Origin of the sequence: Enterobacter cloacae complex sp. IR5403 (assembly GCF_049238705.1) — a bacterium.
GTDB lineage: Bacteria > Pseudomonadota > Gammaproteobacteria > Enterobacterales > Enterobacteriaceae > Enterobacter > Enterobacter hormaechei_C.
Genome location: NZ_JBMKHP010000004.1, coordinates 127,356 through 146,826 on the forward strand (window position 1 = coordinate 127,356; position 19,471 = coordinate 146,826).

A 19,471-nucleotide genomic window follows, 5' to 3' on the forward strand; every position below is an offset into this window, starting at 1 on the left:
TGGTTGTGTTGTGTCTCTAACAGTTACCACAGGCAGAAGGTGACAAAAATCACATTTGGTTATAAGGCATAACGAACGGTTTACTGAGCGTCTTTCTTTTTACGCCTGAGCTTCGTCCAGATCTTCGTTTCCTGACGACGCCACAGGCGCTGAATGTTGTCGTGGTGGCGCAACAGGATCAGACACGAGAGCATCGACACCGGGAAGGTAAACTGCGGTTTAAACCACCAGACATAAAACGGGGCGATCAGCGCGCTGACGATGGCGCCCAGCGACGAATAACCGCTCAGCAGGATGGTCAGCAGCCAGGTGCCCGCCATCACGCCGGTGAGATCCCAGCCGATCGGCGCAATCGCGCCAAACGCGGTGGCCACGCCTTTACCGCCTTTAAACCCAAAGAAAACAGGCCAGATGTGGCCGACGCAGGCGGCGATGGCAATCAGCCCCAGCCAGAAGGGGGTGACGCCGAGCGCATACGCGCCCCAGACGGGAAGCATTCCTTTCAGAACATCAAAAATCAAAACCGCTACGGCTGCTCCCTTGCCGCCAATTCGTAGTACATTGGTCGCCCCCGGATTCCCGGAACCACTTTCACGCGGGTCAGGCAACCCGGCGATGCGGCAGACCAGAATGGCGCTGGAGATTGAGCCGCAAAGGTAGGCGAGGATAATCATCCCAGGCGCGATTGCACTCATAACGCTGTTCCGTTTTGAAAATGTATCTGTATTCTCAGCATCTGTGGATAATACGCATAATTCGCCGGAAGTGGTATCCGGTTTAGCCAAAAAGCAGGCAGGTCGTGATGGATATTGTATTTATAGAGCAACTTTCGGTAATCACCACAATTGGTGTTTACGACTGGGAACAGACCATCGAGCAGAAACTGGTGTTCGATATCGAAATGGGCTGGGATAACCGCAAGTCAGCGAAAAGCGATGATGTGAATGACTGTCTGAGCTACGCCGACATCAGTGAAACGGTCATCGCCCATGTGGAAGGGCAACGTTTTGCGCTGGTAGAACGCGTGGCGGAAGAGGTGGCAGACCTGCTGCTGAGCAAATTTAACTCCCCGTGGGTGCGCATTAAGCTAAGCAAGCCGGGAGCGGTGGCGCGCGCCGCCAATGTGGGCGTGATTATCGAGCGTGGCACAAATCTGAAAGGAAAGATTTAACGTCATAATAGCTAAACCATTTTAGGTTATATCGGTCTTAAAGCTGTATCTTTCACGGTTGTCCGCGTGGGACACCGTTTTTTTATATCTTTTTAGGGGTTTATAGATGAGCGATATGCACTCGCTGCTGGTGGCGGCAATACTGGGTGTGGTCGAAGGATTGACGGAGTTTTTGCCGGTGTCCAGTACGGGCCATATGATTATCGTTGGCCATCTCCTGGGCTTTGAAGGCGATACCGCAAAGACGTTTGAGGTGGTGATCCAGCTGGGCTCTATCCTGGCGGTAGTCGTGATGTTCTGGCGTCGTCTGTTTGGTCTGATCGGCATCCACTTCGGGCGTTTGCCGCAGCGTGAAGGAGAGGGCAAGGGGCGCCTGACGCTGATTCATATTCTGCTGGGGATGATCCCGGCAGTGGTGCTGGGGCTGGTGTTCCACGACACCATTAAATCGCTCTTCAACCCGATTAACGTGATGTACGCGCTGGTGGTCGGCGGCTTCCTGCTGATTGCCGCCGAAGTGCTGAAGCCAAAAACCCCGCGTGCGGAAGGTCTGGACGATATGACGTATCGTCAGGCGTTTATGATTGGCTGCTTCCAGTGTCTGGCGCTGTGGCCGGGCTTCTCCCGTTCAGGGGCAACCATTTCCGGCGGGATGTTGATGGGCGTGAGCCGTTACGCGGCGTCTGAGTTCTCGTTCCTGCTGGCGGTGCCGATGATGATGGGCGCCACCGCACTGGATCTCTACAAAAGCATCGGCTTCCTGACCGTCGGCGACATTCCGATGTTCGCCGTGGGCTTTATCACCGCCTTTATTGTGGCGCTGATCGCCATCAAAACCTTCCTGCAACTGATTAAGCGTATCTCGTTTATTCCGTTCGCGATTTACCGCTTTATCGTCGCGGCTGCCGTGTACGTGGTCTTCTTCTGATGACCGACCGCCCTCAGTCTTTCGGCTGAGGGCAACGTTTTTCCTTCCACGCTGCAACTGCATCAATCCGCCGCTTCGTCAGCTCTTCGCGGATCGCCGGGCCTTTAAACCCTGCTTCCACCACCTCTTTCGTTGGCACCGCTTTCGCTACGTCCCACGCCTCACGCAGCAAACGCCCCTGCGGATAATCGGACGCTTCAAACCCGGTGCGGCCGCGCACGTCGGCTTCGCTGGTCAGCGCAATTTGCTCCACGCGCTGCGGCTTGCGCCAGGCGTCGATGTTATCGAACAGCCTGACGATGGTGGCGGGTTTCAGGATCGGGAAGGTGTGGATCAGGTCGTGAAACTCGGCCACCAGTTTTGCCAGATCGCGAATGTCATTCGGCACGCGCAGGCGCTGGCAAAGCCCTTCAACCAGCTTCACGCCAGCCGGACCGTGCCCGTGGTGGCGTGGCCACAACGCCTTTGGCGTTAACCCTTTGCCGAGGTCATGGCAGAGGGTGGAAAAGCGCACGTCCACCTCCGGGCTGAGCATGGCGGCCATGCTCAGCGTCATCAGGGTGTGAATGCCGGTATCAATTTCCGGGTGCCATTTCGCCGGGGCGGGCACGCCAAACAGCGCGTCTATTTCCGGGAACAGCACTTTCAGCGCCCCGCAGTCGCGCAGAACCTGGAAAAAGACCTGTGGATTGCGGGTAGTCAGGGCGTTTTCGGTCTCTTTCCAGACGCGTTCTGGCGTCAGGTGTTCCAGCTCGCCCGCGTCGGTCATGGCCGTCATCAGCGCCATCGTCTCGTCGGCAATGCGGAAGCTGAGATGGGCATAACGGGCGGCAAAACGCGCCACGCGCAGTACGCGTAACGGATCTTCAGAAAAGGCGGGGGAAATATGGCGTAAAAGACGGTCACGCAGATCGTTCTGGCCGCCGTAGACATCGATAATATGGCCGTTTTCGTCCTGCGCCAGGGCATTAATGGTGAGATCGCGGCGCAGTAAGTCCTGCTCCAGCGTTACATCCGGCGCGGCATAGCAGGTGAAGCCGGTATAACCGGAACCGGATTTCCGTTCGGTACGCGCCAGGGCGTACTCTTCGCGGCTTTTCGGATGGAGGAACACAGGAAAATCGCGGCCTACCTGCTGGTAGCCCGCGTCAATCATCGCTTCGGGCGTGGCACCGACCACGACCCAGTCTTTATCTTTGACCGGCAGACCTAATAACGCATCACGTACCGCACCACCGACCAGATAACTCTTCACGCCAACACTCCCGTTTTCTCTTTTCGCAAGATGATACGTAAGTGTGGCAGAGAAGACGAGTTAGTTCATCCAGCGGTCTTTACGTTTACGGCTCGGGATAAGGTGAGGAAGCACCAGACCCAGCACCAGACCGACGCCCAGCACCCCGCCGCCATACATAAACCACTGCATGATGATGGTGCGTTGTTTGTCATCCAGCTGGAGATTCGCGGCGTTCACTTTCTTCTGCGCGACGATGAGCTCATTTTTCAGCTTCTGATTTTCATCTTTCAGACCGGCGATCACGCTGTCGCTTTGCGCCACTTTCTGCTGCATCTCTGCGGTGCGCTGGTTCCAGGTGCCGTCAATGTTGTTCAGCTTGTCGGTCAGGGTTTTCACCTGATTTTCCAGATCCGGCACGCGGGTGCGCAGGCTTGGCACCGTGCTCAGCTCTTTCAGCGGGATCCATGAGGTGCGGCCAGAGCTGTCACGAACCTGACCGTAATTGGTGTCTGCATTGGTTTGCAGCAGAGTCACTTCCTCGCCGGCATTTACCGTACCCACGAGGCGATAATTGTCTCCAGGGCCGCTGCGTACCCATGTATTCAGTTCATCAGAAACGTAACGTTTCTCTTCAGCGTGGACCGCGGTTGCGGCGCTAAAAGCGAGTAAAGTAAGTCCAATCAGGCGTAATTTAAGCATATCAGTCGTTATTTTCATAAAAAGTGGAACGATAGTAGTGGGATCAGTGTCGCTACGCAAAGGATTCATCATCAATCGGAATCATCTGTGTCATGATTTCCACCGCTTTAAACTTTTACGCCCGTCAAATTGCTCATTGCGTGGCAATTTGGCGCAAAATACTATGTACTGACAAACAAATGGCGAGGAAGTTCGCCTTCATCGACGCGTCTGTGACGCACGCAAAAGTACAAGGCTATGGCACAAGAGATCGAATTAAAGTTTATCGTCGAAAAAGACAGCGCTGACGCGCTCCGCCAGCATCTGAATACGCTGTCCGGCGAGCACCATGAACCCGTACAGCTGCTCAACATCTATTACGAAACGCCGGACAACTGGCTGCGCAACCACGATATGGGCCTGCGCATCCGGGGTGCGAACGGGCGCTACGAGATGACGATGAAAATCGCCGGTCGCGTGGTGGGCGGTTTGCACCAGCGTCCGGAATACAATATCGACATCAGTAAGCCAGAACTTGAGCTGGATCGTTTTCCGGCGGAAGTGTGGCCGGAGGGGACGCTGCCCGCAACGCTGTCGGGAGAGGCGCAACCGCTGTTCAGCACCGATTTCTGGCGCGAAAAATGGCTGGTGACGGAAGGCAAGAGCCGCATTGAGATCGCGTTTGATCGGGGTGAAATTAAGGCGGGTGAAGAGCAGGAGCCGATCTGCGAACTGGAACTCGAACTGCTGGAAGGCGAGGCGAACGACGTGCTGAAGCTGGCGCGCAAGCTGGTGAACCAGCCTGGCCTGCGTCAGGGCAGCCTGAGTAAAGCGGCGCGCGGCTATCACCTGGCCGCCGGAAATGCGCCGCGCGTGCTGCGAGAAACCCCGATTCTGCGCGTTGTGCCGAAAGCCTCCGTTGAGCAGGGCATGGAAGCGGCGCTGGAGCTGGCGCTCTCTCAGTGGCAGTACCACGAGGAGCTGTGGGCGCGTAACGTGAAAAATGCCAAAAAACAGGTGCTGGCCGCTATGGGGCTGGTGCGTCATACCCTGACGCTCTTTGGCGGCATTGTACCGCGTAAAGCCAGCACTCACTTACGTGATTTGCTCACTCAAACCGAAACGCTGATGCTTTCCGACGTGTCGGCACAAACGGCGATCTACAGCCCGCAAAACGCCAGCGCGAAACTGGCGCTGACCGAGTTTCTGGTGACGCGCGGCTGGCGTATTTTCCTCGATGCGAAAGGGCAGACCAAAATCGCGGAAAACTTCAAACGTTTTGCGGATATCCACCTCTCCCGTCACGCGGCCGAGCTGAGAACCACCTTTGCGCATCCGCTGGGCGACCAGTATGGCGATCAGCTTCCCCGCCTGGCGCGTAACATCGACAGCATGTTGCTGCTGTCGGGGGCGTATGAGGGCGTGAAGGCGCAGGCCTGGCTGGAGAACTGGCAGGGGCTGAAGCATGCCATCGAGACCCGTCAGCAGATCGAGATCGAGCATTTCCGCAACGAGGCCATTTCGCAGGATCCGTACTGGCTGCACAGCGGAAAACGTTAAATTCTGGCAAGGAACCCCTGATATGCCGCTTTCTTCGCAGTTACAGCAGCACTGGCAGACCGTTTGCGAACGCCTGCCTGAGTCGTTACCCGCGTCATCGTTAAGCGAGCAGGCGAAAAGCGTGCTCACGTTCAGTGATTTTGTGCAGGAGAGCGTCAGCGCCAACCCGGACTGGCTGGCAGAGCTGGAAAGCGCGCCGCCGCAGGCTGACGAGTGGCGGCATTATGCTGGCTGGCTGCAAACCGCGCTGGCAGAGGTGGCAGACGAAGCCACGCTGATGCGCGTTCTGCGTCAGTTCCGCCGCCGGGTGATGGTACGCATTGCCTGGGCGCAGGCGCTGGAGCTGGTGAGCGAAGAGAGCACCTTGCAGCAGTTGAGCGAGCTGGCGCAGACGCTGATTGTCGCCGCGCGGGACTGGCTCTACGCCGCCTGCTGTAAAGAGTGGGGCACGCCGTGCAGCGAAGACGGGGTTCCGCAACCGCTGTTGATTCTGGGGATGGGCAAGCTGGGCGGCTGCGAGCTTAATTTCTCCTCAGACATCGATCTGATTTTTGCCTGGCCGGAGAACGGCTCCACGCGCGGCGGTCGTCGCGAGCTGGACAACGCCCAGTTCTTTACTCGCCTGGGGCAGCGGCTGATTAAGGCACTGGATCAGCCCACGCAGGATGGTTTTGTCTACCGCGTGGACATGCGTTTGCGTCCGTTTGGCGACAGCGGTCCGCTGGTGCTGAGCTTTGCCGCGCTGGAAGATTATTACCAGGAGCAGGGGCGCGACTGGGAGCGTTACGCGATGGTCAAAGCGCGGATCATGGGTGACAGCGACGATGCCTGGGCCAACGAGCTGCGCGCCATGCTGCGCCCGTTCGTGTTCCGCCGCTACATCGACTTCAGCGTGATCCAGTCCCTGCGAAATATGAAAGGGATGATTGCCCGCGAGGTGCGTCGCCGTGGCCTGAAGGACAACATCAAGCTCGGCGCGGGCGGTATTCGTGAGATCGAATTTATCGTCCAGGTCTTCCAGCTGATACGCGGCGGGCGTGAACCTTCTCTGCAATCCCGCTCGCTGCTGCCGACCCTGAGCGCTATCGAGCAGCTGCATCTGCTGCCGGAAGGCGACGCGCAAACGCTGCGTGACTCTTATCTCTTCCTGCGTCGTCTGGAAAATTTGCTGCAAAGTATCAACGACGAACAGACCCAGACGTTACCGGGCGACGAGCTGAACCGGGCGCGTCTGGCCTGGGGGATGCGGGTGGATGACTGGGCGGCGCTGGCGCAACGGCTGGAAGCGCATATGGCGGGCGTGCGCCGCATCTTTAACGATCTGATCGGCGACGATGAAAGCGAATCGCAGGACGATGCGCTCTCCGAGCACTGGCGCGAGCTGTGGCAGGACGCGCTCCAGGAAGATGACACCACGCCGGTGCTGGCGCACTTAAGCGACGATGCCCGCCATCGCGTGGTGGCGCTGATTGCCGATTTCCGCTTCGAACTGAACAAACGCGCCATTGGCCCACGCGGTCGTCAGGTGCTGGATCATCTGATGCCGCATCTGCTGAGCGATGTCTGCTCCCGCGAGGATGCGCCGGTGCCGCTGTCGCGCATGATGCCGCTGCTGAGCGGGATCGTCACACGTACCACTTACCTTGAACTGTTAAGCGAGTTTCCCGGCGCGCTGAAGCACCTGATTTCCCTCTGCGCCGCCTCGCCGATGGTGGCGAACAAGCTGGCGCGTTATCCGCTGCTGCTGGACGAACTACTCGACCCGAATACGCTCTATCAGCCGACGGCGACGGACGCCTACCGCGACGAGCTGCGTCAGTATCTGCTGCGCGTACCGGAAGAGGACGAAGAGCAACAGCTTGAGGCGCTGCGCCAGTTTAAGCAGGCGCAGATGCTGCGCGTGGCGGCGGCAGATATCGCCGGCACCCTGCCGGTAATGAAAGTGAGCGATCACTTAACCTGGCTGGCGGAAGCGATCATCGACGCGGTTGTCCATCAGGCGTGGGTGCAGATGGTGGCCCGCTACGGGCAGCCGAAACACCTTGCAGAACGCGAAGGCCGCGGTTTTGCGGTGGTGGGTTACGGCAAGCTGGGCGGCTGGGAGCTGGGCTACAGCTCCGATCTGGATTTGATTTTCCTCCACGACTGTCCGGCAGACGTCATGACCGACGGCGAACGTGAGATTGACGGGCGGCAGTTCTACCTGCGTCTGGCCCAGCGCATCATGCACCTGTTCAGCACCCGCACCTCATCCGGCATTCTGTATGAAGTGGATGCGCGTCTGCGCCCGTCCGGCGCGGCAGGCATGCTGGTCACCTCGACGGAGGCTTTCGCCGACTATCAGAAGAACGAAGCCTGGACGTGGGAGCATCAGGCGCTGGTGCGCGCCCGCGTGGTGTATGGCGATCCGCAGCTCAAAACGCAGTTCGATGCGATCCGCAAGGCGGTCATGACGACCCCGCGCGAGGGCAGTACGCTGCAAACCGAAGTGCGGGAAATGCGGGAGAAGATGCGCGCGCACCTTGGCAACAAACATCGCGATCGCTTTGATATCAAAGCCGATGAAGGCGGCATTACCGATATTGAGTTTATCACTCAGTACCTGGTGCTGCTGCACGCACACGATAAGCCGAAGCTGACCCGCTGGTCGGATAACGTGCGCATACTCGAACTGCTGGCGCAGAACGACATTATGGACGAGCAGGAGGCGCAGGCATTAACCCGCGCCTACACCACGCTGCGTGATGAGTTGCACCATCTGGCCTTACAGGAACAGCCGGGCCATGTGGCGCTGGACTGTTTCACCGATGAACGCGCGCAGGTGACCACAAGCTGGCAGAAGTGGCTGGTGGAACCGTGCGTAACAAAACAAGTGTGATATTATCGCGCGCAAATTGTGAATCTTTCTGGAGTCAGGAATGAAAGTAACACTGCCAGAGTTTGAACGTGCTGGAGTTATGGTTGTCGGTGATGTGATGCTGGATCGCTACTGGTATGGGCCGACCAGCCGTATCTCTCCGGAAGCGCCGGTGCCGGTAGTTAAGGTCGACACCATTGAAGAGCGTCCAGGCGGCGCGGCAAACGTGGCGATGAACATAGCTTCGCTGGGCGCGCATTCGCGTCTGGTGGGGCTGACCGGCATTGACGATGCGGCGCGTGCCCTGAGTCAGTCGCTGGCGGACGTGAACGTGAAGTGCGACTTCGTTTCTGTTCCGACCCACCCAACCATCACCAAGCTGCGCGTGCTGTCGCGTAACCAGCAGCTGATCCGCCTCGATTTCGAAGAAGGATTCGAAGGCGTTGATCCTGAGCCGCTGCACGAGCGTATTAGCCAGGCGCTGGGCAATATCGGCGCGCTGGTGCTGTCTGATTATGCCAAAGGCGCGCTGGCGAGCGTGCAGACCATGATCCAGCTGGCGCGTAAAGCCAGCGTACCGGTACTGATCGACCCGAAAGGCACCGATTTTGAGCGCTATCGCGGCGCAACCCTGCTGACGCCAAACCTCTCTGAGTTCGAAGCGGTGGCGGGCAAGTGCAAAACTGAAGAAGAGCTGGTTGAGCGCGGCATGAAAATCATCGCTGATTTCGAGCTGTCTGCGCTGCTGGTGACCCGTTCCGAGCAGGGCATGACGCTGCTGCAACCGGGCAAGGCGCCGCTGCATATGCCAACTCAGGCGCAGGAAGTGTACGACGTGACCGGTGCCGGTGATACGGTGATTGGCGTGCTGGCGGCGACGCTGGCGGCGGGTAACTCCCTGGAAGAAGCGTGCTACTTCGCGAACGCCGCGGCGGGCGTGGTCGTTGGTAAACTCGGGACCTCCACCGTTTCGCCAATCGAGCTGGAAAACGCGGTGCGCGGGCGTGCGGATACCGGCTTTGGCGTCATGACCGAAGAGGAGCTGAAAGTGGCCGTCGCCGCCGCGCGCAAACGCGGTGAAAAAGTGGTGATGACCAACGGCGTGTTCGACATCCTGCATGCGGGTCATGTTTCGTATCTGGCGAACGCGCGCAAGCTGGGCGATCGTCTGATTGTGGCGGTCAACAGCGATGCCTCAACCAAACGTCTGAAGGGTGAAACGCGTCCGGTGAACCCGCTGGAGCAGCGCATGATCGTGCTCGGCGCGCTGGAAGCGGTGGACTGGGTGGTCTCATTTGAAGAAGACACCCCGCAGCGCCTGATTGCCGGAATTCTGCCTGACCTGCTGGTGAAGGGCGGTGATTACAAACCAGAGCAAATCGCAGGTAGCGAAGAGGTCTGGGCGAATGGCGGTGAAGTGATGGTGCTCAACTTTGAGGACGGGTGTTCAACCACCAACATCATTAAGAAGATCCAGAAAGACAGTCAGTAAAAAACGGGCCTGTTGGCCCGTTCGTTTTTCACCCTCTCCCTGTGGGAGAGGGCTGGGGTGAGGGCATCAGGCCGCACTTATGCCTGGTCATCCACCGGTGGAATAGCTGGCGCTGGCTTCACTTCTTCCGGCGCATTGCGGTTTTCCAGCTCGGTCAAACGTTGCTCCAGCAGCGCCAGCTTCTCGCGGGTGCGCAGCAGCACCTGCGTCTGCACGTCAAACTCTTCGCGGCTGACTAAATCAAGGCGAACCAACTGTGCCTGCAACGTCTGGCGGATTTTCTTCTCAACGTCATCACCAAACTCACGAATACCTTTCGGCATGGACTCATGAACCTGACGCGCGATCTGCTCAATTTTCTTTGGGTCAATCATTGTCGTTTCCCTTGATGAAAAGGTGTTAGTGCCTATTGTAGCGTGTCATGCCGCGGGTTAAACAAAATTGTTTGAAGCTTATGCATTGCCCAGGGTAATCAATAGCGTTATAGTTATCTCGCTTATTCTCAGGGCGGGGCGAAATTCCCCACCGGCGGTAAATCAGCTTAACGCTGAAAGCCCGCGAGCGCTTTGGGTGAATTCTCAAAGGACAGCAGATCCGGTGTAATTCCGGGGCCGACGGTTAGAGTCCGGATGGGAGAGAGTAACGATCCAGTCGGGCATGGCCCGCTCACGTTATTTTTTTGCCGCTAGTACGGCGCTCCTAAGACTGCCCTGATTCTGGTAACCATAAAGTTAATGAGGTTTTTTTACCATGAATCAGACGCTACTTTCCTCTTTTGGCACTTCAACTCAACGTGTTGAACATGCACTGGATGCACTGCGCGAAGGCCGTGGTGTGATGGTGCTTGACGATGAAAACCGTGAAAACGAAGGCGACATGATTTTTGCCGCCGAGAACATGACCGTTGAGCAGATGGCGCTGACCATCCGTCATGGTAGCGGCATCGTATGCCTTTGCATCACCGAAGACCGTCGCAAGCAGCTTGATCTGCCGATGATGGTTGAAAACAACACCAGCGCTTTTGGTACCGGCTTCACCGTGACCATTGAAGCGGCGCATGGCGTAACCACCGGTGTGTCGGCGGCTGACCGCCTGACTACCGTGCGTGCAGCGATTGCTGATGGTGCGAAACCATCCGATCTGCACCGCCCTGGTCACGTCTTCCCGCTGCGCGCGCAGCCGGGCGGCGTGCTGACCCGTGGTGGTCATACCGAAGCGACCATCGATCTGGTGACGCTGGCTGGCTTCAAACCCGCAGGCGTGCTGTGCGAACTGACCAACGATGATGGCACCATGGCGCGCGCGCCGGAGTGCATCACCTTTGCGCGTCTGCACAATATGCCAGTGGTGACGATTGAAGATCTGGTTGAGTACCGCCGCGCGCACGAGCGCAAAGCCAGCTGAACATGCTGATGTGAAAAAGCCGGGGAAACCCGGCTTTGTTGTTTCTAGTGGTAGTTAATTTTGAACAGTACCACGGTTTCAAACGGCCCGGACTGAATCGCTTTCCCTTCCTCCCGTGAAAGCTCAGCCGTGTAGTTTTGCTCAACATTCATCGTATCGCCCGTAAAATCGGCGTACTCCTTGTACTGGTTAAAGGTGTAAGGCTCCGTTCCGTTAAGAATACGCAGCTTTAACCCATTCCCTATCAGTACTGCGGTGTCGTCTGCACTGAGCGTTTCGGTTGTGTAAAACGACGAGTCCATCTTAAATCCGTCCGAGCACTGGGCATCCTGCACTTTGGTGGTTCGTATTGAAAACGTGCGCATACGCGTCTGCTGATTCACAATGTCGCGCGCGCTGAAGGTGCCGAAGTCGATCTCCTGATTTTCAGGGAAAATGCTAAACGTCGCCCCGCAATCAAGCACGGTAATGTTTTGCAGCCCGTTGATGTGATACTTGAGGTTCTTCGCGTCGGCCATCTGATTAACGCCGCCCTTACCGTCAAACTGCACAACGATGTAATCGCTGAGCGAGCTGACATAACCATGCGGCGGCATAGCCTTAATTCTCACGAAAAGACGCAACCGGGCAACGAACGTGCGCGTAATGTGGATATCATCCGGATTGCCGGAGCAGATACGATTTTCCCAACCCATCTGGCGGATTTGATCCGGGGTGTAAATGTTGATGTTATCGTTGTCCAGGCACTGGCGGGTATCCACGCCGTTGGGCTGGCCCGTGGCATCGTAATCTATGCCTTCATAGGTGACGCCCAGTTCATAATAGGGATCGGTTGCGGCAGGATAAGGGTTTACCCACGCAAAGACATCTTCCGGCTGAAAATTGCTCGTGACGTTGTTGTCGCAGGTCACCGGAATTTTAATGTCATCAGACTCCCATATTTTTTGGCCAACCTGAGCGTTGCTGGGTATGGCAAAAGGGGTGATCGTTTTTGTCTCCTCGACGGGGCCGCCAGATCCACCCAGATAGCAGTTGAGGGCCAGCGCGTCTTTCAAAGGCAGCGCTGAAAGCAGCAGGGTAACCAGCAAACTAGCGAGCTTTCGCATCTTTATCGATTTTCCGTTCGGTAAGTTTACATAGCGCCGTTCCGGTGCACTGCACGTCGACTTTTTTTAGGGCGCCGTAATCGTCGATATAGCCGATGCTGTAATAACTACCGTGGTAATCGCCGGTAGAGGCGGTTGCCGTGGCGAAAGGCGCAATCATCAGACTGTCGAAACCCGGCAGCATGGTTTTGGCATTTTTGCTCAGCCACGCCAGCGTGATGTAGTACGGCGTAGGGTTGTGGATCGTGAGTCCTTTCGCGCTGGCGGTAATTTCCATTCGCATTTCAGTCAGTTCGCCAGATTTTTTGCGAATCGCTTCCGGACGCCAGAACAGCTTAATTCGGCTCTGCATGGCAACCTGCATCACGCTGCGCTCCTCGCTGGCGCTGGTGCTTTTTGGCGGTACTTCACGCAGGTTGAAATAAAACAGCGATTCCCTGTCTTTTGGCAGCTGGCGGGTAGCGGCTTGTTTAACAATTCTTACCTGCGACGAGGCGCCCGCTTCGATACGTTGAATGGGGGGAAGCGCCATAAAGTGCGCATCTTCTTTTTGCCCCTTTTCATCTTCAATCCAGGAGAGCGCCAGATAAGGCAGCGCCTTGCTCTGATTGTCCACTCTCAGGCTACTGGCCTTGTCGCTTTCAGGAAAAACAATGCGCGTGCGGTCCAGGTTAATGGCCGCGTGGGCGGTAAATGCTGTGCTGATTAGCATCAGGCACAGGCTTTTAATCGGCGTTAATTTCATGATGATTTCTTACTGACACGGCAGTATCAACTGCATGCTGTTTTCTAAGTGAGAAGGTAACGAGAAGCGACACTGTTGGTTGTCGCCCCATGTCACGCGAAACTGCTGTTCTGGCTCAACGGCGCCGAGCCAGACGTGGCCTTCATCGGCCACCATCCCAACCTGCAAATCGCTTTCTTCCAGGCGAACAATCGCCCCGAGCGGTGGCGTTCCTGATGGCATCCGCAGAACGCCTGCCACGTCCTTACCTGCGCGCGTGGCAATCTGACGATAACCAATGGCCCCTTCAGTCCAGGTTGAGGTCACGACGCGGCTGTCCACGTCCACGCCATCCGGAAGGTTGTTCATATTGACCTGCACGCTGGAGGGGGAATAGCTGGAGAATGACGGTAAAACGCCGATGCCAAAACGGTTGGTTTCATCGCGCGACATGTTCAGCGGGATATTGCCTACCCCGTCGGTGCTGACCATTACGCGGGGTTCATTACCGTAGCTGCGCCGGTGTAGCGCGGCGCCTTTCGCCGTTGAGGTGAAGGAACCGCTCCAGCTCGCGCTGAGGGAGTTATATTCGTCAGCTTTATAGCTGCCGGAGAGATTGAGATCGCCGTACGCAGAATAATGCTGATAATTCCCGCTGACCTGCGCGCCGGAGTCTGGCTTCCCGCTTTCCGCGCCTGCGGAAACGCCCCAGGTATTATTGCGATCCGACGTGTCATACCACGACACGTTATGGCTCAGCGTGTCGCTGTTACGCAGGTCATAGTTAAGTCGATGATCGGGATCGAGCGGTACGCTGAGCGAGAGATAAAACTGAGTATCGTCACTTTCGTCTTTCTCATCGTAATGCGTTTTACTCCAGGACAGGGTTACGCCAAGGTTCTTCCAGCGGCCCATATCAAAGTTGTAGCCCGCCGTGATGCTGCCGGTCGTGGAGGGTGAGTCATTCCACCATGTCTGGCGCAGCATATTGACGTACAGGTTCAGGGATAACGCTGAAATGTACTGGCTTGCCGTCACGCTCAGGGTTTGTTTTTCCGACTGGCGGTCACCGTCGTCATAATCAAGGTAGCGGGCGTAGCTCAAAAACTGTGGGTCTGAGTAGCGGTAGCTTGCGAGCGTAAGCTGACTGCCGGTGGTATCGAAACGCTTGCTGTAGTTAATGCGATAGCTGTAACCCGTCTGGCTGCGCTGGTGTGGCAGCTGGCTGGTGGCCTGCGTGACGTCAAAAGAGAGCGCCCCCAGCCAGGCCATATTCTGGCCGATCCCGGCAGCGACGGAACGATAACGTTCGCCATCGGCCAGCGTGCCGCCATACAGAGAGGTGTGCGACAGCATGCCCCAGGAAAATTCGCCGCTCATGAAGGCGTTATCTTCAACATCATGGGAGGCGCCCTGGCGCGCTTTACCCGCCGCGAGCTTATAGCGCACCTGGCCCTTGCGCGTTAAAAACGGCACGGATTCAGCCGAGACCTGGAAGGTGCTGACGCGTCCGTCCTCTTCCGTGACTTTGACGTCCAGCGTGCCCTGAACCGACTGGTTAAGATCCTGAATAACAAAAGGACCAGGCGGCACTTTACTCTGATAAATCACGCGGTCGGCAAGGCTTACGGTCACCGTGGCGTTGGTTTGCGCTATCCCGGTAATCTGCGGGGCATAGCCGCGCAGCGACCATGGCAGCATACGTTCATCGCTGATTAGCGATGCGCCGGTGTAGGTGAAGGCGTCAAAAATGGCGGACTGGAAATCCGTTTCACCCAGCGTCAGTTTCGCACCGATCGAGGGCAGAGGGCGGAACATATATACGCGTGAAAAACGTCCATCATGCTCCGAGCCTGCGTCCGTATGGCTTTGCGTGTACTGGTAATCGCTGCGTAGCCGCCACGCGCCCATGTTCGCACCGGCGGTGCCATAGGTATTGGCGTTGTCATTGCTGCCGCCGCTATTGGGCTGATAATGGCTGGCAAAAAGATTGTAATCCAGCAGTACGCCCGGCACGCCGTTGTCCCAGGTGGATGGCGGCATCCAGTCAACCGCACGGTATTGCAGCCACGCCTGGGGGATCGTTACTTTCAGGGTCTGGCTGCCTTGCTCAAAAGTAAATTTGATGTCGGGTCTGGCGGCGTAATCAACGCATCCCTCTTTTTCCGGCAAAGCCTGACGAACGTCATCCTGCAATGCGAATGTATCGGCCAGCTCGGGGGGAATACAGACCTGAACTGCGTTATTTATTTCTCGCCAGCGAAGCTGCCAGCCATTTGCCAGCGGAATGTCATTGACGGCAACCGTAACGAAATAGCTCCCCGGCGTAACCGATATTTGATCTTTAAAAAGTGATAAATCGACGCTGCCGCGCTGATCTTTATCGATAGCGTTTATATTAAATTCAGTGGCAGAGGCAACTTTCGTCATTAACAGGGACGCAATGATGATTATCCATTGTAATTTGTATGTCATCATCCTGTTACTCGAATAAATAGAGAGTGCCGACCGGCTTGGATTGCCAGTCGGCTGATACCGTGACGTAACGGAATTATTTGTACATCAGGACGTAGTTAGCCGTGGCTTCAACCTGGCCTGCCGTCGCAGTTTTACCTGTAGGGACTTCCATAACCGCTTTGAAATGCAGCGTCTGGGTGGTTGAACCCGCCAGCAGATCAAGCTCTTGTTGCTGCCCAAGCGTGATGTTACTTTCCGCGTTATCCAGCAGACGGACGCCCACGTTCTGCGCACCGTTTGCAAAGGTGTTGCTCATCAGGCTGGTATCCGTTGCATCTGTCGCTGCGCTGGTGAAGGTCACATCCACTTTGGTAATTGGCGTGTCGGTTTCGTCTGCCGGATCGTCAAGCTGGCAGTTTTCCAGATTGATATCGACCGGAACCGGCGTGGATTTTTTGTTGGCGTTGATAACAGCCGTAGTCACTTCGCCCAGGTCGACTTCTTTATCAACGCTGTCTGGAGCGATGCTGCACGGTGCGTCAATAACCACGCCTTTGAATTTGATTTTGCCTGAGCCTTGATCATCAGCAAACGCAGAACCCGATACAATGGCAGCCATAGCTGCCGCTAACAATAATTTCTTACCCATATACATGAAAATATCCTTTTTCAGAGTGATTCGTAATGTGAATATTAATTTCAGAATGCTCGCAAAGTATACGGATTGGGGAGTGGTGACGCGATTAACGTGTCTTAAATATATTTTTAGATGGGTTTAATTAATATTTTCAGGCTATCTTAAGAGGCGTGGTTTTTCGAAATTTTAATAGGTTTAAGTTTTGAGGGTTATTATAGGTGAAATATATAAAATTGTTTTTTTGAATAATATAAAGCCTCCGTATAAAACGGAGGCATTAATTCTTAGCCAATACCTGCCGTTTGCAGCAGTACCAGACTCATCCCCATCACTGACATTCCACACAGTACGCCGTAGCTGGGGTTATTGTTGGGATCGATCTCTTTCGCCAGCGGCATCAGTTCATCGACAGAGAGCGCGACCATAATCCCGGCCACGGCAGCCATAATCGCAGCCATGACAATTGGGGAGACGAGGCTACCGAGGATCAGCCACGCCAGCACGCCGCCGAGAATTTCAGCCATCCCGGAGATACCCGCCCAAAAGACAGCCGTACGTTTTGAACCCGTTGCGGCATAAACGGGTCCGGCAACGGCAAGTCCTTCAGGAATATTGTGCAATGCCACGGCCAGCGCTACACCAAAACCCATTTCCAGGTTGCTGCTGGCCGTGACATAGGTGGCGATACCTTCCGGAAAGTTATGCAGGCTGATACCCAGCGTCAGCAGAATGGCCGTGCGTTTGATATTGCCCGGAATGGGAGTAACGCTTTTTTGCATTAAATCCTGCGGGTGCGCGTGAGGAAGAATACGGTCGAGCGCAAAATAACCCAGCAGACCAATGATAAACATGCCATAGCCCAGAACAGGCGACATACCTTCGGTGTGAAGCGCGGCGGGCAGCATCTCCATCAGCGAGATAAGCAGCATGATCCCGGCGGCGAAACCCAGCGAGAAGGCCAGAAGGCGATTAGAGGGTTTTTGCCCGAGTACCCCGAGGAACGCACCGATAAAGGTCGCGGCGCCCGCAAGTAAGGTCAAAATCAACGGTACTGACATGCATTCTCCTTAAGCGATATCTGACATTCAAATTTCCTGATGATGATCTTCACGGTTATCTGCGTTCATCTTCACCTGAATGCGCGTAATGTAGGCCCATCACATTGACACCTCCTCTAAGGATATCACCATGTCTTCTTCTCGTATGCCAGCACTGTTTTTAGGCCATGGCAGCCCAATGAACGTCCTGGAAGATAACGTCTATACCCGCGCCTGGCGTGAACTGGGTGAGACGTTACCGCGTCCGAAGGCAATTGTGGTGGTCTCTGCGCACTGGTTTACCCGGGGAACCGGCGTGACGGCCATGGAAGCGCCAAAAACGATTCATGATTTTGGCGGCTTTCCGCAGGCGCTGTATGACACGCATTATCCTGCGCCGGGCTCCCCTGAGCTGGCGCAGCGGCTGGTTGATCTGCTCGCCCCTGTTCCGGTTGCGCTGGACAAAGAAGCCTGGGGCTTTGACCACGGTTCATGGGGGGTGTTGATCAAAATGTATCCGGATGCCGATATTCCGATGGTGCAGCTGAGTATCGACAGCACCAAACCGGCTGCCTGGCACATGGAGATGGGGCGTAAGCTGGCTTCGCTTCGTGATGAGGGCATCATGCTGATTGCCAGTGGCAACGTGGTACACAATCTGCGTACGGTACGCTGGCACGGTGAAAATACGCCGTACCCCTGGGCAACAGCCTTTAATGACTATGTAAAAGACAACCTGACCTGGCAAGGGCCGGTCGAACGGCACCCTTTGGTGAACTATCTGGATCACGACGGCGGTTCGCTCTCTAACCCGACGCCGGAACACTTCTTGCCATTGCTGTATGTATTAGGCGCATGGGATGGTCAGGAGGTTATTACAATCCCGGTCGACGGCATTGAGATGGGGAGTTTGAGTATGCTGTCGGTGCAGGTGGGGTAAAAACATGTCGGGTGGCGGCTTCGCCTTACCCGACCTACATATTGAGCGTAGGCCCGGTAAGCGTAGCGCCACCGGGCAACTCTTACTCGACGAAAATATGCGGGTAGAAACGCGACAGATCCTGCGTAATCAGCGCGCGATCTTCGCGAATGCCAATCCCGGCAGGCTGATCGTTAATAAGCCAGCTGCCGATCAGCGTATAGCTGTCGCCAAACTTCGGCAGTTGACAGAACGCTTGGACGATCATCCCTTCTTCACCGTACGGCCCTTCAACCGCTTCCAGCGTTTTACCGTTTTCGATAATCGAGACGTTTGCCCCTTCACGGGAGAAGATTGGCTTAACGACGTATTTCTCCATCGGTGGGAAATCATCTTCGGCAAAATAAGCAGGCAGCAGGTTCGGGTGATTCGGGAACATCTCCCACAGCATCGGCAGCAGGGCTTTATTGGAGATAATGCTCTTCCAGGCCGGTTCCAGCCAGCGCACGCCAGCGTCTTCCAGTTTGGTAGAGAACATTTCCCGCAGCATGTATTCCCACGGATAGAGCTTGAACAGGTTGCTGATCACCTGATCCTGCATGTCCGTAAACTGACCTTTTTCGCCTAAACCGATATCTTCGATATAGAGAAATTCCGTCGCCACTTCCGCTTCGGCTGCGCAGTCCTGCAAATACTGAACCGTACCGCGGTCTTCTTCAGTATCGCGGCAGCAGGCGAGATGCAGCAGGTTGAAACCGTGCTGTTCACGCAGTTCGACGAAACGCTCAATCAGCTTTTCCTGAAGGCTGTTGAACTGATCGCTGCCTTCCGGCAAGTTTCCGGCATTCGCCTGATCTTCCAGCCAGATCCACTGGAAGAACGCGGCTTCGTACAGGGAGGTTGGCGTATCTGCGTTGTTTTCTAAAAGCTTCGGTTCACCCACGCCATCCCATGCCAGATCGAGGCGAGAGTAGAGCGAAGGCTGGTTCGTTTTCCAGGACTGACGAACAAAGCTCCAGGTGTGCTTCGGAATGCGGAATTTGGTCATCAGCTCATCGCTGTCGATGACTTTCTCGACCACCTTCAGGCACATCTGGTGCAGCTCTGCGGTCACCTCTTCAAGCTTTTCGACCTGAGCGAGCGTGAGCTTATAGTAAGCATCTTCACACCAGTACGGCTCGCCGTACATGGTGTGAAAGTTGAAACCGTATTCGGTGGCTTTTTCGCGCCAGTCCGGGCGCTCGACAATACTGACTCGTTCCAT

General features: G+C 56.0%; 17 protein-coding genes and 1 riboswitch. Of the genes, 7 read left to right on the plus strand and 10 right to left on the minus strand.

The window, feature by feature from the left end:
- Positions 1-80: 80 nt before the first annotated feature.
- Positions 81-695: a glycerol-3-phosphate 1-O-acyltransferase PlsY gene (gene plsY, locus ACOTW6_RS07775; protein ID WP_003862548.1), complete on the minus strand. Its 615-nt coding sequence runs from the start codon at positions 693-695 to the stop codon at positions 81-83.
- Positions 696-802: 107 nt separating this feature from the next.
- On the opposite strand from plsY, the gene folB reads away from it, so the two are divergent.
- Both folB and bacA read left to right on the plus strand, forming a co-directional pair.
- Positions 803-1,171: a bifunctional dihydroneopterin aldolase/7,8-dihydroneopterin epimerase gene (folB, locus tag ACOTW6_RS07780; RefSeq protein ID WP_015571902.1), complete on the plus strand. Its 369-nt coding sequence runs from the start codon at positions 803-805 to the stop codon at positions 1,169-1,171.
- A 106-nt stretch (positions 1,172-1,277) separates the two neighbouring features.
- A complete protein-coding gene (gene bacA, locus ACOTW6_RS07785) occupies positions 1,278-2,099 on the plus strand; it encodes an undecaprenyl-diphosphate phosphatase (protein WP_003862545.1) in 822 nt (273 codons plus the stop codon).
- A 13-nt stretch (positions 2,100-2,112) separates the two neighbouring features.
- Here the strand turns inward: bacA and ACOTW6_RS07790 are convergent, their stop codons facing one another.
- Together ACOTW6_RS07790 and ACOTW6_RS07795 are read right to left on the minus strand one after the other, a co-directional pair.
- On the minus strand, positions 2,113-3,354 hold the full coding sequence (locus ACOTW6_RS07790) for a multifunctional CCA addition/repair protein (protein WP_045141807.1): 1,242 nt from the start codon (positions 3,352-3,354) through the stop codon (positions 2,113-2,115).
- A gap of 60 nt (positions 3,355-3,414) precedes the next feature.
- On the minus strand, positions 3,415-4,035 hold the full coding sequence (locus tag ACOTW6_RS07795) for a TIGR04211 family SH3 domain-containing protein (RefSeq protein ID WP_001303390.1): 621 nt from the start codon (positions 4,033-4,035) through the stop codon (positions 3,415-3,417).
- Positions 4,036-4,272: 237 nt separating this feature from the next.
- Between ACOTW6_RS07795 and ACOTW6_RS07800 the strand changes: the two genes are divergently transcribed.
- The 3 genes from ACOTW6_RS07800 to hldE are packed head-to-tail and all read left to right on the plus strand — an operon-like array spanning position 4,273 to position 9,923.
- Positions 4,273-5,574, plus strand: a complete 1,302-nt coding sequence (locus ACOTW6_RS07800; RefSeq protein WP_090280414.1) for an inorganic triphosphatase — start codon at positions 4,273-4,275, stop codon at positions 5,572-5,574.
- A 22-nt stretch (positions 5,575-5,596) separates the two neighbouring features.
- Positions 5,597-8,452, plus strand: a complete 2,856-nt coding sequence (gene glnE / locus ACOTW6_RS07805; RefSeq protein ID WP_213788968.1) for a bifunctional [glutamate--ammonia ligase]-adenylyl-L-tyrosine phosphorylase/[glutamate--ammonia-ligase] adenylyltransferase — start codon at positions 5,597-5,599, stop codon at positions 8,450-8,452.
- A 40-nt stretch (positions 8,453-8,492) separates the two neighbouring features.
- The gene (gene hldE, locus ACOTW6_RS07810) at positions 8,493-9,923 is read left to right on the plus strand and encodes a bifunctional D-glycero-beta-D-manno-heptose-7-phosphate kinase/D-glycero-beta-D-manno-heptose 1-phosphate adenylyltransferase HldE (RefSeq protein WP_032672014.1); all 1,431 of its coding nucleotides are present in this window, start codon (positions 8,493-8,495) and stop codon (positions 9,921-9,923) included.
- A 77-nt stretch (positions 9,924-10,000) separates the two neighbouring features.
- On the opposite strand, the gene ubiK is transcribed toward hldE, so the two are convergent.
- Positions 10,001-10,297: a ubiquinone biosynthesis accessory factor UbiK gene (ubiK, locus tag ACOTW6_RS07815; protein WP_003862539.1), complete on the minus strand. Its 297-nt coding sequence runs from the start codon at positions 10,295-10,297 to the stop codon at positions 10,001-10,003.
- A 120-nt stretch (positions 10,298-10,417) separates the two neighbouring features.
- Positions 10,418-10,568, plus strand: a riboswitch (FMN riboswitch).
- 105 nt (positions 10,569-10,673) lie between these two features.
- Between ubiK and ribB the strand changes: the two genes are divergently transcribed.
- On the plus strand, positions 10,674-11,327 hold the full coding sequence (gene ribB / locus ACOTW6_RS07820; RefSeq protein ID WP_015571897.1) for a 3,4-dihydroxy-2-butanone-4-phosphate synthase: 654 nt from the start codon (positions 10,674-10,676) through the stop codon (positions 11,325-11,327).
- 44 nt (positions 11,328-11,371) lie between these two features.
- Here the strand turns inward: ribB and ACOTW6_RS07825 are convergent, their stop codons facing one another.
- From ACOTW6_RS07825 to zupT, 5 genes are all read right to left on the minus strand, one after another.
- Positions 11,372-12,433 carry a fimbrial protein gene (locus ACOTW6_RS07825; protein ID WP_062933642.1) on the minus strand — a complete coding sequence of 354 codons (1,062 nt, stop codon included), beginning with the start codon at positions 12,431-12,433 and terminating at the stop codon, positions 11,372-11,374.
- Complete coding sequence (locus ACOTW6_RS07830; protein WP_062933641.1) at positions 12,417-13,178, minus strand: fimbrial biogenesis chaperone; 762 nt, start codon at positions 13,176-13,178, stop codon at positions 12,417-12,419. The genes ACOTW6_RS07825 and ACOTW6_RS07830 overlap by 17 nt, the downstream gene beginning before the upstream one ends.
- Before the next feature lie 9 nt (positions 13,179-13,187).
- On the minus strand, positions 13,188-15,635 hold the full coding sequence (locus ACOTW6_RS07835) for a fimbria/pilus outer membrane usher protein (protein ID WP_213788969.1): 2,448 nt from the start codon (positions 15,633-15,635) through the stop codon (positions 13,188-13,190).
- Between the two features lie 73 nt (positions 15,636-15,708).
- Positions 15,709-16,269, minus strand: a complete 561-nt coding sequence (locus ACOTW6_RS07840; protein ID WP_062933639.1) for a fimbrial protein — start codon at positions 16,267-16,269, stop codon at positions 15,709-15,711.
- Positions 16,270-16,535: 266 nt separating this feature from the next.
- Entirely contained in the window at positions 16,536-17,309 is a 774-nt protein-coding gene (gene zupT, locus ACOTW6_RS07845; RefSeq protein ID WP_015571892.1) for a zinc transporter ZupT, read from the minus strand.
- A gap of 130 nt (positions 17,310-17,439) precedes the next feature.
- Here zupT and ygiD point away from each other — a divergent pair, with 130 nt between their 5' ends.
- Positions 17,440-18,228 (plus strand): 4,5-DOPA dioxygenase extradiol, encoded by a 789-nt coding sequence (gene ygiD / locus ACOTW6_RS07850; RefSeq protein WP_062933638.1) that lies wholly within the window; start codon positions 17,440-17,442, stop codon positions 18,226-18,228.
- Between the two features lie 82 nt (positions 18,229-18,310).
- Here the strand turns inward: ygiD and ACOTW6_RS07855 are convergent, their stop codons facing one another.
- Complete coding sequence (locus ACOTW6_RS07855) at positions 18,311-19,471, minus strand: glutathionylspermidine synthase family protein (RefSeq protein WP_045911492.1); 1,161 nt, start codon at positions 19,469-19,471, stop codon at positions 18,311-18,313.

Bases quoted from the DNA above. Each gene is read 5' to 3' on its own strand.
- ACOTW6_RS07795 (WP_001303390.1), bottom strand. From the start codon at position 4,035: ATGCTTAAATTACGCCTGATTGGACTTACTTTACTCGCTTTTAGCGCC.
- ygiD (WP_062933638.1), top strand. From the start codon at position 17,440: ATGTCTTCTTCTCGTATGCCAGCACTGTTTTTAGGCCATGGCAGCCCA.
- ribB (WP_015571897.1), top strand. From the start codon at position 10,674: ATGAATCAGACGCTACTTTCCTCTTTTGGCACTTCAACTCAACGTGTT.
- ubiK (WP_003862539.1), bottom strand. From the start codon at position 10,297: ATGATTGACCCAAAGAAAATTGAGCAGATCGCGCGTCAGGTTCATGAG.
- plsY (WP_003862548.1), bottom strand. From the start codon at position 695: ATGAGTGCAATCGCGCCTGGGATGATTATCCTCGCCTACCTTTGCGGC.
- glnE (WP_213788968.1), top strand. From the start codon at position 5,597: ATGCCGCTTTCTTCGCAGTTACAGCAGCACTGGCAGACCGTTTGCGAA.
- ACOTW6_RS07830 (WP_062933641.1), bottom strand. From the start codon at position 13,178: ATGAAATTAACGCCGATTAAAAGCCTGTGCCTGATGCTAATCAGCACA.
- zupT (WP_015571892.1), bottom strand. From the start codon at position 17,309: ATGTCAGTACCGTTGATTTTGACCTTACTTGCGGGCGCCGCGACCTTT.
- folB (WP_015571902.1), top strand. From the start codon at position 803: ATGGATATTGTATTTATAGAGCAACTTTCGGTAATCACCACAATTGGT.
- ACOTW6_RS07835 (WP_213788969.1), bottom strand. From the start codon at position 15,635: ATGATGACATACAAATTACAATGGATAATCATCATTGCGTCCCTGTTA.
- ACOTW6_RS07840 (WP_062933639.1), bottom strand. From the start codon at position 16,269: ATGTATATGGGTAAGAAATTATTGTTAGCGGCAGCTATGGCTGCCATT.
- ACOTW6_RS07855 (WP_045911492.1), bottom strand. From the start codon at position 19,471: ATGGAACGAGTCAGTATTGTCGAGCGCCCGGACTGGCGCGAAAAAGCC.
- ACOTW6_RS07800 (WP_090280414.1), top strand. From the start codon at position 4,273: ATGGCACAAGAGATCGAATTAAAGTTTATCGTCGAAAAAGACAGCGCT.
- bacA (WP_003862545.1), top strand. From the start codon at position 1,278: ATGAGCGATATGCACTCGCTGCTGGTGGCGGCAATACTGGGTGTGGTC.
- ACOTW6_RS07825 (WP_062933642.1), bottom strand. From the start codon at position 12,433: ATGCGAAAGCTCGCTAGTTTGCTGGTTACCCTGCTGCTTTCAGCGCTG.
- hldE (WP_032672014.1), top strand. From the start codon at position 8,493: ATGAAAGTAACACTGCCAGAGTTTGAACGTGCTGGAGTTATGGTTGTC.